We start from the raw sequence: 13,261 nt of genomic DNA on the forward strand, positions 1-13,261 counted from the left end.
ATCCGGAGGGCGGGGGATGGTGTCACGGGTGACGACGGTCGCCTTCCAGGGGATCGAGGCCAAGCCCGTCGACGTCCAGGTACAGATCGGTCCGGGACAGGTCGCCTTCACCATCGTCGGCCTGCCGGACAAGGCGGTGGGCGAGAGCCGCGAGCGCGTGCGCGCCGCCCTTCTCGCCTCGGGCTTGGCGCTTCCCGCGAAACGCGTCACCGTCAATCTCGCGCCCGCGGACCTTCCCAAGGAAGGCTCCCACTTCGACCTGCCCATCGCGCTGGCGCTCATGGCCGCGATGGGCGCGCTTCCCTCCGCCGATCTCGAAGGCTACGTGGTGCTCGGCGAACTCGCGCTCGACGGCACGGTATCGCCGGTCGCGGGCGTGCTGCCGGCGGCCATCGGCGCCAACGCTCTCGGCAAGGGTCTGATCTGTCCGGCCGCCTGCGGCGCGGAAGCCGCATGGGCCGATCCGGACATGGCGCTCATCGCCCCCGGCTCCCTGATCCAGCTCGCGAATCACTTCAAGGGAACGCAGATGCTGTCGCGGCCCGCACCAAGGCTTGGCGGCGCTCCGGGAGCCCTTCCCGATCTCGCCGAGGTGCGCGGCCAGGAAACCGCCAAGCGGGCGCTGGAGATCGCGGCGGCCGGCGGGCACAACCTGCTCATGATCGGCCCTCCGGGAGCCGGCAAGTCGATGCTTGCAAGCCGGCTTCCCTCCATCCTGCCGCCGCTGTCGCCAAAGGAGCTTCTCGAGGTGTCGATGGTCGCCTCGATCGCAGGGGAACTGGCCGACGGCAGGCTGTCGGACCGCCGACCGTTCCGCGCGCCGCATCATTCGGCCTCCATGGCAGCACTGGTGGGCGGTGGCATCAAGGCCCGGCCCGGCGAGGTGTCGCTCGCCCACAACGGCATTCTCTTTCTCGACGAGCTGCCCGAGTTCCAGCCGCAGGTGCTCGACGGGTTGCGTCAGCCGCTTGAAAGCGGCGAGACAGTGATCGTCCGGGCGAACCACCGCACCAGCTATCCCTCGCGGGTCCAGCTCATCGCGGCGATGAACCCGTGCCGCTGCGGACACGCGGGCGAGCCCGGCCACGTGTGCCGGCGGGGCGAACGCTGCGCCAGCGAGTATCAGGCACGCCTCTCCGGCCCGCTGCTCGATCGCATCGACCTGCGCATCGAGGTGCCGGCGGTCTCGGCGGCCGATCTCATGGGCGGTAGCGGCACGGGAGAAAGCTCGGCGACGGTCGCCGCCCGCGTGTCCGCCGCCCGCCGGCTCCAGGCAAGCCGCTATGCCGCGCTCGGGGCGGCGGCACGCACCAATGCGCAGGCCGACAGCCGCCTCATCGAGGAGGTGGCCCGGCCGGATGCGGCCGGCCTCGACCTGCTGCAGGGGGCTGCGGAGCGGCTGCACCTGTCGGCGCGCGGCTATCATCGGGTCCTCAAGGTCGCCCGCACGCTCGCCGACCTGGACGCTACGGAAAACGTCTCGCGGGTGCATCTCGCAGAGGCCCTGTCCTATCGCGGCGCGGCCCTGGAGCGCAGTCCCGCCTGAACGCGATTCCGGCCCCCGCCCTTGGCGCCCCTGCGCGGGTCTCCTAAATGAGGGAGCAACGGAGATCCCTCATGCAACATTATTCCCTTCTCGACCTGTCCCCGGTTCCCGAAGGCAGTACCACCGGCGACGCGCTCGCCAACACCATCGACCTGGCCCGCGCGGCCGAGGCCGCCGGGTACCATCGCTACTGGCTCGCCGAGCACCACAACATGCCCGGCATCGCCAGTGCCGCGACGTCCCTGGTGATCGGCCAGGTGGCCGCCGCCACCAGCACGATGCGCGTCGGGGCGGGCGGCATCATGCTTCCGAATCACTCGCCGCTCGTCATCGCCGAGCAGTTCGGCACGCTGGCGACCTTCTTTCCCGGACGCATCGACCTCGGTCTCGGGCGGGCCCCCGGCACGGACATGGCGACGGCGCGCGCTCTGCGCCGTCACTTCGGGGGCGAGGACAATTTTCCCCAGGACGTGGCGGACCTGATGGCGCTTCTGGACGATCCGTCCGAGGCCGGGCGCGTGCGCGCCATTCCCGGCGAAGGCACGCATGTGCCGGTGTGGATCCTCGGCTCCAGCCTCTACGGCGCCCAGCTCGCGGCAGCCTTCGGCCTGCCCTATGCCTTTGCCTCGCATTTCGCGCCGGCGATGCTGGACGAGGCGCTGGATGTCTACCGACGCACGTTCCGGCCGTCGGAACATCTCGACAAGCCCCACGCCATGGTCGCGGCCGGTGTCTTCGTCGCCGAAACCGACGAGGAAGCCCGGTATCTGCGCTCCTCGCAGATGCTGTCCTTCGCGCGGCTCAGGACCGGACGTCCCGGCAAGCTCCCGCTGCCGGTCGAGAACCTGGAGGATGAGATCCCGCCACATGTGCTTGCCCAGGTGAACGAGGCGCTCTCGGTCTCGGCGACCGGCGCGCCGGGCACCGTTCGCCGCGAGCTTGCGGCCCTCGTGGAGCGGTACAAGCCGGACGAACTGATCGTCACCGGCATGATTCACGATCATGCGGCGCGTGTGCGGTCCTTCCAGCTCGCCGCCGACATCCTGAAGGATCTGGTGACCCCGGCGCGACAGGCGGAAGCCGCCACCTGCTGATGCGGGCGACCGGCGTGCCGCGCTTGGCGGCGCGCCGGAAAGGCAACGTTTTTTCAAGGTCTCCCTGCGACACTTCGTCGATGAAGGGTGGCGCTCGCGCCGCCCCGTCGGACGATTTGCCGCCAAGGAGTTCCGGTGCCCGCCACGACCCGCACGACCAGCCCGGCCCGATCCGTTGCGCAACCGGAAGGGCGCGATCCTGACGTGGCACGGACGACAACCGGCGCGCCCTTTTCAAAGGCGTCGACGTCCGTGGAGTCCGGCGGAGGGGCCGATACACATCCCACGCTTCTGTCGCGCATCGTCGCGGGCCTGCGGGCATTCGGTATCGCACTCCTCTCCTTCTTCGCCTTCATCGGCGGCGCGACCCTGTTCCTCGTGCTGGTGCCCGCCGATTCGCGTCTTGCGGCCTCCGGCGTTCTGCTCATCATCGCGGGCGTGGCGCTGGCACTGTCCAACGCGTCCCGGGCGGAGACCTCCGCGCGCGCGGCCGTGGCCGCCGATCTTGCGGAGCGGGATGCCGAGATCTCGCTTCTCAGGGCCGAAAACGAGAAGCTGCAGGACGACATCTGGCGTCTGCGCGAAAGCGACGAGCGGCACCGCGACGTGCTCGACACGCTTGGCGACGTGGTGACGCGCTGGCGCGAGGGTGGCGAGAGCGTCTATGCCAACGACACCGCGCGCGCGCTGTTTCCGGACGGGCGGATCGCGGGCCTTCATGGCGAACGGGAAGACCCGACCGGCGAGGCGCGTGAGGACATTCTCGTCGAAACCGTCCACGGACCGCGCTGGTTTGCCCGGCGCGATGTTGCGGTGCGCGACGTGAAGACCGGCGAACCGCTGATCCAGACCATCCTACGCGACGTGACAGACCGTCGCCGCATCGAGGATGCCCTGGTGGCCGCGCGCAACCAGGCCGAAACCGCGAGCGCCGCGAAAAGCCGTTTCCTTGCGACGGTGAGCCACGAGATCCGCACGCCGCTCAACGGCATCCTCGGAATGACGGATCTGCTCGCCGACACCCGTCTGACCGCCGAACAGCGCAGCTACATCGAAGCGGTGAAAAGCTCGGGCGAGATCCTGCTGCTGCTGATCAGCGAGGTTCTCGACATGTCACGGATCGAGGCAGGCAGGCTCGAGCTTGCGCCCGCCCCGACCGACGTAGCGCTTCTGGCGGAAGGCGTTGCGGAGTTGCTGAGCCCGCGCGCCTTCGCCAAGGGACTGGAGGTTGGCTGCCTCGTCGATCCGGCTATGCCGGCGCGCATCGAGGTCGATGCGACGCGACTGCGGCAGATCCTCTACAACCTCGCCGGAAACGGGCTGAAGTTCACCGAGCAGGGTGGCGTGGAAATACGGGTCGAGCGCGAGAGCGCCGATCGTTTCGCGATTTTCGTCCGCGACACGGGGATCGGCTTTGCAGCCGGGGACGCCGAACGCCTGTTCGAGGAGTTCGAGCAGGTCGATCACGGTCCGGCACGCCGGTTCGACGGGGCCGGGCTCGGCCTTGCGATTTCCCGTCGTCTCGCCCGGCTCATGGGCGGCGAGATCACCGCCGGCGCGGCACCCGGCCGCGGTGCGTGCTTCCGGGTGGAACTGCCGCTCCGCCCCGCCACCACCAACGGACAGGCCGACGAACCGGCGCCCTCGCCCGACACCTGGCTTGCGGGGAAGTCCGTTGTGATCCTGAGCGAAAGCCGCATCGAGGCACCCCTGGTGGCCCGCCGGCTGGCCGCTCATGGCGCAAGGGTGACCGAAATGTCCCCCTGTGGCGGCCAGGACGAGGATCACCGCGACCAGGCGCTTGGAGAGGCGGACCTGATCCTGCTCGACCCCACCGGGCTGCGCGATGCCGGTGCATGGCTCGCGGGGGCGCGTGCCGCCGGCGTCGAAGCCCCGGCGATCGCGATCATCGCCCCCACGGACCGCACCAGCCTGCCGCGCCTCAAGGCCGCGGGCTTTGGGGCCTATCTCATTCGCCCGATCCGTTCGGCGACCCTTTCGCAGGTCACCCGCGTCATGCTGGACCCGGATTCCGGACCGCGCGGCTGGGAGGTCGCCGGCCAAAGCCGCGCCCGCCCCCTCGACGGCCCGGGCGGCACCGCGCCCGTGCGTCCGCTCAAGGTTCTCGTCGCCGATGACAACGACATCAACCGCCTGCTCAGCGAGGCGATGGTGCGCAAGCTCGGGCACGAGGCCGTTGTCGCGGCGGACGGATCCGAGGCGCTGGCGGCGGCGGCCGACGGCAGTTTCGACCTGATCCTGATGGACCTTCATATGCCCGGCATTGACGGCGTGACCGCCATCCGCCGCTTCCGCACGCTCGAGGAAGACCGGGGCTGGAGCCGGATTCCGGTGCTGGCCGTGACCGCCGACGTAACGGCGGCGGCCGAGGATGCCGCCCTTGCCGCGGGCGCCGACGGCGTCATCACCAAGCCCATCGACCCGGACCTGATGCGCCAGAGGCTGTCGGCCGCCGTCGCCTGACCTCCTGCCGGGACACGGGCTCCCGAAGGTTTCCCTAGCCATCCGCACCAGCACCGTTCCGGGCATACGCCAGCGCTTGCGTGCTGGTGTCCATCCGCCCCTGCCAGCCTTTTGTCATGGAAGTGTCGGAGACTTGTGGTTCAAGTCACGGCTAACGATCCGGGCGGAGGGCCCCGCGAGGCCGTTTGCCGGGCCTGTTTCACCTTCGCGTCAGGCGGGTTGTGAGGCGGCTGCGACTTCTACGGGTGTGTTACGATCGCACGAGCCACTATATAATGCGCGCGGGACGTCGAATACGTCCGGCGGGGGAAACGAGAAAAGGGCGTCGGGACGATGGAACGACTGGACAGCAACGAACATCGCGCAAAGGCAGGCCGTCTGTCACCGCGCAACCTGGTCCGCAAGTTCGTGCCGGCCTCCGGCCTGAAGCCGGCTTGGTTGCCGCTTCCCGGCACCCTGCCGGCCGGTCGCAACACGCCAAGCCTTGGCCGCATCGGGCCGCTGGAAGTGCGTCTGGCGCGCACGCCCAAGGAAGTACGCAAGGCGCAGGAGCTGCGTTACCACGTCTTCTACGAGGAGATGTCCGCGATCGCCGACGCCGAGACCCAGGCCACGCGCCGCGACATCGACGCCTATGACGCGATCTGCGATCATCTCCTGGTTCTCGACCACGAGACGCCGCAGCGCAACGCGCTCGGCCGCCGCAAGCCGCGCATCGTCGGAACCTACCGCCTGTTGCGCCAGGACGTGGCCGAGAGGCACGGCGGCTTCTACACCTCGAGCGAGTTCGAGATCCAGTCGCTGGTCGACGCCCATCCCCGCCTTCAGTTCCTCGAGCTTGGACGCTCCTGCGTCCTCAAGCCCTACCGCACCAAGCGTACGGTGGAACTGCTGTGGCACGGCATCTGGGCCTATGTGCTCATGCACCGCATCGACGTCATGGTCGGCTGCGCGTCCATCGAGGGCACGGACCCGGACCGCATGGCCTCGCAGCTTTCCTTCCTGCATCACAACGCCCGCGCGCCGGAAGACTGGCGCGTGCGCGCCCTGCCCGAGCGCTACGTGGAGATGAACCGCATGGCGCGCGGCGAGGTGAACGAGCGCCAGGCCCTGCGCGAGCTGCCGCCGCTCGTGAAGGGATACCTGAGGCTTGGCGCCTATATCGGCGACGGTGCCGTGGTGGACCATCAGTTCGGCACCACGGACGTGCTGATCGTGATGCCGGTGGAAGCCCTCAACAGCCGTTACGTCAACCACTATGGCGCCGACGCGGGCCGCTACGCGAACCAGTAGCGCCACCGCGCCGGAACGAAACACGCCCGGGCCGCTCACGCGACCCGGGCGTTTTCATGTTCGCACGGCGCGCGGACCTTGCCGGCGGTCAGTCGTCGCCGGGCTGCGGCCCGTCGTAGCCCTGGATGACGATGATGTCGGCGACCGAGGCATGCTCCCGAAGCGACTTGGCGTGCTTGTAGCCGTCCGACCTGTAGCAGGCGAGGGCCTGTTCGTAGCTGTCGAACTCGATCACCACGTTGCGGGCACGCGCGGCGCCTTCCATGCACTCGAAGTCCCCGCCACGCACCAGGAAGCGCGCGCCATAGGCGCGAAACGGTTCCGCATTGGCCGCCACATACGCCTTGTATCCCTCGAAGTCGGTCACGTCGACGCGACCGATCCAGTATCCCTTGGCCATGCCCTCTCCCCTTTTCGTGATGCCGCACCGGTCGGCCGACGGGCGCGTTTGTCCTCTTCAGGCGTATCCGCCACGCTCCACGGTGTAAAGCGCGCGCCGGTGGACGGGGGCATCGGCTCCGCCCGCTCATGCTTAACCCCCCCTTAAATTGCCGCATTTAGGCTGGAGGGAGGGGATACGAAAGGGGAACGCGGGCCGCGCCCGCACCAATACCGGAAACACGAAAACGATGGCCAGAGGATCGTCCAGCGGCGGACGGCGGGAGCCGCGCCTCGACGGGGGCGGCGCGACGCTGGACATGCGTCTGACGCGCGCCGACCGTCCCGGGGAGACGGGCAGCGGGGCGCGCGAGAAGCAGCGCAAGCCTTCTCGCCGCAAGTCCGAGGCCGAGACAGGCACGCCCAAACAACCACGCAAGACCAAGGGCACCCGTCGCAAGGCGGGCCCCGCCCGGCGCGGCAAGGGACGTTCACGCTCCGGGCACGGCGGGGGAAGCGGTCGTCGCGGCGGCATCGTCGGTGGTCTGCGCCGGCTGCTCTACTGGGGTTTCGTGCTGTGCATCTGGGGCGGCATCGGCCTCGTGGGCGTGCTGGCCTACTACGCCGCCTGGCTGCCCCCCACATCCGAATGGAAGGTGCCCCAGCGCCCGCCCAATGTGCGCATCGTCGCCGCCGACGGCTCGCTGATGGCCAATCGCGGCGACACCGGCGGCGAGGCTGTGCGGCTCGAACAGCTCCCGCCCTATCTGCCGCAGGCGGTGATCGCCATCGAGGACCGGCGCTTCCGCTCCCACTTCGGGCTCGACCCGCTCGGCCTGGGACGCGCCGTTCTCACCAACCTCACCAGCGGACGGCTGGTTCAGGGCGGCTCGACGCTCACGCAGCAGCTTGCCAAGAACCTGTTCCTGGAACCCGAACGCACGCTGCGGCGCAAGGTGCAGGAGGCGGTCCTGGCTCTGTGGCTCGAGGCCACCTATTCCAAGAACGAGATCATCGAGCTCTACCTCAACCGGGTCTATTTCGGGGCGGGCGCCTATGGCGTCGATGCCGCCGCGCGGCGCTATTTCGGCAAGTCCGCGCGCATGGTCTCGCTCGCCGAGGCGGCGACCCTCGCCGCCCTCCTGAAGGCACCGTCGCGCTACGCGCCGACGCGCAACCCGAATCTAGCCGCCGAGCGCGCCGCCCTCGTCCTGGGCGCCATGGCGGAGGAAGGCTACATCACGGAGGCCGAAGCGCGCGATGCCATCGCCGCGCCGATGAACGTCGTCTCGCACCACACCAGCGCCAGCGAGAACTACGTCGCGGACTGGGTGATGGAACTCCTGCCGAGTTACGTGGGCGCCATCGACTCCGACATTGTCGTCGACACGACCATCGACCTGGGCATGCAGATCGTGGCCGAGGATTCGCTGCGCCGCTCCCTTGAAGAGGAAGGTGCCAAGCTCGGCGTGCGCCAGGGCGCGATCGTGACGCTCGACGCCGGCGGCGCGGTCAAGGCGCTGGTGGGCGGGCGCGACTACGGCACCAGCCAGTTCAACCGGGCCGTCAATGCCCACCGCCAGCCCGGTTCGGCGTTCAAGCCGTTCGTCTACCTCGCCGCACTCGAACAGGGGCTGACGCCCGACACGGTGCGCGTCGACGAGCCGGTGCGCTTCGGCAAATGGGCGCCGAAGAACTACTCCAAGTCCTATCGCGGCGCGGTGACGCTCACCCAGGCCCTGTCGCTGTCGCTCAACACGGTGGCGGCGAAACTCGCCGACGAGGTCGGGCCGAAGTCGATCATCCGCACCGCCCGCAAGCTCGGCATCTCCTCGCCGATCAAGGCGAACCTGTCGATCGCGCTCGGCACCTCGGAGGTCACGCCGCTCGAGATCGCGGGGGCCTTCGTCCCCTTCTCCAACGGCGGCTACGGTGTCGTTCCCCACGTCATCCGCCAGATCCGCAAGGCCGACGGCACGGTGCTCTATGCACGCCAGGGAGGCGGACCGGGCCGCGTCATCGACCACGCGACCCTTGCCGACATGAACTTCATGATGGCCGAGACGCTGACCACCGGCACCGGGCGCAAGGCAAACCTGCCCGACCGTCCCGCGGGCGGAAAGACTGGCACCAGCCAGGATTTCCGCGACGGCTGGTTCATCGGCTACACGGGGACGCTGACCACGGCGGTCTGGCTCGGCAATGACGACAATTCGCCGACGAAACGCGCGACCGGTGGCTCGCTGCCGGCCCGCATCTGGAAGGAGGTCATGGCGGCAGACCATCAGGGCCTGCCCGTGGCCGGGCTTCCCGGCGTCTCCGATCGCCCGGTCAGGGTTGCCGAGCCGCACGAGAACCCGCTCGACATGCCCATGCGCACCATCCCGGCCGAGGGCGATCCGGACCGCCACCAGCCCCCGCCGGGGCGTGGCGACGGCGGCAGTCCGCTCGACCTCCTGAACCGCATCTTCGGAGGCTGAGACAGGCGGCCGCCTCAGTCGTCGCGACGCGCCTCCCGGCTTGCCCGGAAGGAAATCGCGGCGACAAGGCCAAGCACGGCGATGATGAGCGCCAGCGACACGCCGGTGCCGCCAAGCGTCGCGCTGACGCCGATACCCACGGCCGCGGCCGACCCCATCTGCCCGATTCCCATCAGCGACGACGCCGTGCCGGCACGCTCGGGAAACGGCATCATGGCCGCCGCCTGGGCCTGGGGCAGGGTCAGGCCGACGCCGATCATGTAGAGCATCATCGGACCGATCACCGACCACGCGGACGGTGCGCCAAGAAGTGCCAGAACCATGACGCAGCCACCGGCGGCGAGCATTCCGGTGCCGAGCGTGATCGTCACTTCCGCACCGAAACGCGGCGCCACGCGCTGGCCGATGAGCGTGCCCAGAACATAGGCCCCGGCGCAGACGCCGAAGGCGATGCCATAGACGGACGGCGTCAGGCCGTAGATGTCCTGGAGCACGAAGGACGAGCCCGAAATGAAGGCGAACAGGCCGCAATAGGTCGCCGCGACCACCGTCAGATAGGCGCGAAACACGGGGTGGGCCAGAAGGCGGGCGAAATCGCCGAAAAGCGCGCGCGCCGAAAAAGGCGCGACCTCGCGGGCCTTCAGCGTCTCCGGCAGGCCGCGCCAGACCGAGACGAGAATGGCCGCGGCCGCCGCACAGGAAACGAGGAACACCAGCCGCCAGCCGCCCGAAGCCGAGATCAGACCGCCGAAGAAGGGCGCGACGGCGGGTGCCAGCCCCATGATCGACCCCATGCGGGCAAGCTCCTGCCCCGCACGCGGCCCGTCATAGAGATCGCGCACCACGGCGCGGGCGAGGACGATCGGCCCGGCGGCGCCGAAGGCCTGCGCGAAGCGGGCCACGATCAGCAGTTCCACGCTGGGCGCCAGCGTGCAGGCGAGGCTCGCGACCGCATAGATGCCCAGCCCGGCGGCGAGCACCGGCTTGCGGCCGAGCCGGTCCGCGAGGGGGCCGTAGAAGATCTGTCCCACCGCGAAGCCGACCAGAAACATGGACAGCGTGAGCTGGACGGCGGCGTGACCGGTGTCGAGATCGCGAAGGATGCCGGGCAGCGCCGGCAGATACATGTCGGTCGAAATGGGGCCCAGCGCCGTCAGCGAGGCGAGCAGGATGGTCAGCGCCCAGGTGTCGGGCTTCAGCATGGAAACAGCCTTCCGGAACGGCGGGCGGGCCGAAGCGCCTCACCCGTAGAGATGCAGGCGCCCACCCTCGCGGCGCAGCCAGGCCCGGGCCTCTTCCGTATGGGGGGCGAGCCGGCGGCACACGGCCCAGAAGCGGGGACCGTGGTTCATTTCCGCGAGATGGGCAACCTCGTGTGCTGCGACGTAATCGAGGATTGCAGGCGGCGCAAGCACAAGCCGCCAGGAGAAGTTCAGCCGGCCGGTCGAGGAACACGAGCCCCAACGGCTGCGCGTGTCGCGCAGGGTGATGCCCGACGGCATCCTGCCCAGTGCCTCCGCATGGCGGGCAACGGCGTCCTCGAGGTCACGGCGGGCCTCTCCACGCAGGAAATCGGTGAGGCGTCTTGCAAGGTGTTCGGGCGCGCCCGGCACGCGCAGTTCCGGCCCGTCGTCGCCATCGCCCGCCTGCACGAGCCCGCGCAAGCGGCCCGTCGTCGCGATCACATGCTCCACACCGCGAAACGGGATCACACCGCCCTCTTCGAAGGCAACCGGATCCGACCGGCGGGCAAGCTGCGCCGCGAGCCATCCCGCCTGGTCGCGGGCGAACCGTTCGGCGGTGGCCAGCGTGCCCTTCGCGGGAACCGTGAGCACCGGGTCGCCACCGGGCGGAAGGCGCAGGATATAGCGGCCGGCGCGCGGGTTGCGCCGCAGGACGATCCGGCACGGGGCGCCGGCGACCGTGACGCTCAGCGCCTCGGGCAGCGGCTCGACCGCGCAGCGTCGCAGGAACGTGCCTACCGGCATTCGCCGACGCTCCGCCTCATTGCCCCAAGACCTCCTCATAGCGCTTCGGCGTCTCGCCGTTCAGCGGGTTCCTCGCGGACCAGCGGTAGCGGATCGTCTCGAAGCGCATTCCGCGCGTGTCGACGAGAAGAAGCCGGCCAAGAAGTCCCTCGCCGAAACCGACGATCTCCTTGATCGCCTCCATGGCCTGCAGCGTTCCCACGATGCCGGTCAGCGCGCCGAGCACGCCCGCCTCCGCGCAGGTGGGCAGGGCGCCGGGCGCCGGCTTCTCGGGGAACAGGCAGCGATAGGTCGGGTTCGGCGTTCCGTCCTGGGCGCTCTCGTAAGGCTTCAGCAGCGTCAGGGAGCCGTCGAAACGCCCCACGGCGCCGGTCACAAGCGGCCTTTTCGCGAAGAAACAGGCATCGGAGACAAGATACCGGGTGTCGAAATTGTCGGATCCGTCGATGACCAGATCGTAGGCGGACACGAGCGCCATGGCGTTCATGGGCTCGATCCGGCGCGGGTGCGGTTCCACCTTCACATGCGGGTTGAGCCGGGCGATGGCCTCCGCGGCGCTCGCCACCTTGGGCTCGCCGAGTTGGTCGGTGTCATGGATCACCTGGCGCTGAAGGTTGGACAGCGACACGGTGTCGTCGTCGACGACCCCCAGCGTGCCGACGCCCGCGGCCGCCAGATACTGCAGCACCGGCGCACCGAGACCGCCCGCGCCGATTACGAGCACGCGCGCCGCCTTCAGCTTCTGCTGACCGGGGCCGCCCACGTCCTGCAACACGATGTGGCGGGCATAGCGTTCGAGTTCTGCCGGAGAAAGTGTCATCGGGATCCTTGCCGGGGAAAAGTGTCAGCGCAGCAGCCGCCCGACCAGGCGGGCGGTGTAGTCGACCATGGGGATGATGCGGGCATAGTTCAGCCGCGTCGGACCGATGACGCCCAGAACGCCGATTATGCGTTCGTCCTCGTCGCGGAAGGGCGAGACCACGATGGAGGAGCCGGAGAGCGAGAACAGCTTGTTCTCCGAGCCGATGAAGATCCGCACGCCCTCGCCTCCCTCGGCGGCGGCCAGGAGCTGGATCAGGTCGCGCTTGCTTTCCAGGTCGTCGAAGAGCAGCCGGATACGCTCCAGGTCGCGTTCGGCCTCCAGATGCGAAAGCAGGTTGGAGCGGCCGCGCACGATCAGCGACCCCGCATCGGAGGTGTCGCCGGCACGTGTCGCGATGCCCGCCTCCACCAGCTTGGCGGTGAGCTCGTCCAGCTCCTTCTGGTGCCGGTCGCGCTGGATTTCCAGCTCGGCGCGCGCCTCGGCAAGCGTACGCCCGCGAATGAGACTGGTGAGATAGTTCGACGCCTCGATGAGCGCCGACTGCGGCAGGCCGGCGGGAAGGTCCACCACCCGGTTCTCCACCGATCCGTCGTCGGCGACCAGAACCACCAGCGCCTTACGCGGCTCGATGCGCACGAATTCCACGTGGCGCAGGCGCGCGTCCATCTTGTGCGTGAAGACGACACCGGCACCGCGCGACAGGCCGGACAGCATCTGGCTCGCCTCGGTCAGAAGCTGCTCGGACGTGCGCTCGCTGCGCGCCGCCTTGACCTGAACCTCGATCTGGGCCCGCTCCTCGCGAGTCAGGTCGCCGACCTCCAGCAGCGCGTCGACGAAGAAGCGCAGGCCGCCCTCGGTCGGCAGGCGGCCGGCCGAGGTATGCGGGGCATAGAGAAGGCCCGCGTGCTCCAGGTCGGCCATGATGTTGCGCACCGAGGCCGGGGACAACTGGATGGAGGGCAGGCGCGACAGGTTGCGCGAGCCCACCGGCTCGCCCGTGTCCAGGTAGGTTTCGACGATCGACCGGAAGATCTCGCGCGATCGCTGGTCGAGATCGCTCAGGCTGACGGAAGGGACTCCCAGGGTCACTTTCGTTCCTCGATACATACTTGCGGTCACGATGCACGGGCCCGGAGCCGCCGCGAGGGCCGGGGCCGTGATGAGTTTCATCCCCT

At 69.2% G+C, this 13,261-nt stretch carries 10 protein-coding genes; 5 read left to right on the top strand and 5 right to left on the bottom strand.

The genetic code is table 11. From position 1 onward, the window contains the following. Positions 1–16: 16 nt before the first annotated feature. The 4 genes from ACYX4S_RS17310 (at position 17) to olsB (ending at position 6,417) form a co-directional block, all read left to right on the top strand. Complete coding sequence (locus ACYX4S_RS17310) at positions 17–1,546, top strand: YifB family Mg chelatase-like AAA ATPase (protein ID WP_476361099.1); 1,530 nt, start codon at positions 17–19, stop codon at positions 1,544–1,546. A gap of 71 nt (positions 1,547–1,617) precedes the next feature. Then, entirely contained in the window at positions 1,618–2,640 is a 1,023-nt protein-coding gene (locus ACYX4S_RS17315; protein ID WP_476361100.1) for an LLM class flavin-dependent oxidoreductase, read from the top strand. A 204-nt stretch (positions 2,641–2,844) separates the two neighbouring features. Beyond that, the gene (locus tag ACYX4S_RS17320; RefSeq protein WP_476361101.1) at positions 2,845–5,124 is read left to right on the top strand and encodes an ATP-binding protein; all 2,280 of its coding nucleotides are present in this window, start codon (positions 2,845–2,847) and stop codon (positions 5,122–5,124) included. A 333-nt stretch (positions 5,125–5,457) separates the two neighbouring features. After that, positions 5,458–6,417: a l-ornithine N(alpha)-acyltransferase gene (gene olsB, locus ACYX4S_RS17325; RefSeq protein WP_476361102.1), complete on the top strand. Its 960-nt coding sequence runs from the start codon at positions 5,458–5,460 to the stop codon at positions 6,415–6,417. Between the two features lie 88 nt (positions 6,418–6,505). On the opposite strand, the gene ACYX4S_RS17330 is transcribed toward olsB, so the two are convergent. Then, positions 6,506–6,817 (bottom strand): DUF1330 domain-containing protein, encoded by a 312-nt coding sequence (locus ACYX4S_RS17330; RefSeq protein ID WP_476361103.1) that lies wholly within the window; start codon positions 6,815–6,817, stop codon positions 6,506–6,508. A 229-nt stretch (positions 6,818–7,046) separates the two neighbouring features. Here ACYX4S_RS17330 and ACYX4S_RS17335 point away from each other — a divergent pair, with 229 nt between their 5' ends. Continuing rightward, complete coding sequence (locus tag ACYX4S_RS17335) at positions 7,047–9,275, top strand: transglycosylase domain-containing protein (protein ID WP_476361104.1); 2,229 nt, start codon at positions 7,047–7,049, stop codon at positions 9,273–9,275. Positions 9,276–9,289: 14 nt separating this feature from the next. Here the strand turns inward: ACYX4S_RS17335 and ACYX4S_RS17340 are convergent, their stop codons facing one another. From ACYX4S_RS17340 to hrcA, 4 genes are read right to left on the bottom strand one after another with little or no spacing between them, the layout of a single operon-like run. After that, complete coding sequence (locus ACYX4S_RS17340; protein WP_293717574.1) at positions 9,290–10,477, bottom strand: multidrug effflux MFS transporter; 1,188 nt, start codon at positions 10,475–10,477, stop codon at positions 9,290–9,292. Between the two features lie 39 nt (positions 10,478–10,516). After that, positions 10,517–11,263: a M48 family metallopeptidase gene (locus ACYX4S_RS17345; protein WP_476361105.1), complete on the bottom strand. Its 747-nt coding sequence runs from the start codon at positions 11,261–11,263 to the stop codon at positions 10,517–10,519. Between the two features lie 16 nt (positions 11,264–11,279). Beyond that, positions 11,280–12,083 (bottom strand): molybdopterin-synthase adenylyltransferase MoeB, encoded by an 804-nt coding sequence (gene moeB, locus ACYX4S_RS17350; RefSeq protein ID WP_476361106.1) that lies wholly within the window; start codon positions 12,081–12,083, stop codon positions 11,280–11,282. A 24-nt stretch (positions 12,084–12,107) separates the two neighbouring features. Beyond that, entirely contained in the window at positions 12,108–13,175 is a 1,068-nt protein-coding gene (hrcA, locus tag ACYX4S_RS17355) for a heat-inducible transcriptional repressor HrcA (RefSeq protein ID WP_476361107.1), read from the bottom strand. Positions 13,176–13,261: the final 86 nt, after the last annotated feature.

The organism is Stappia sp. ABD4_338, assembly GCF_056312175.1.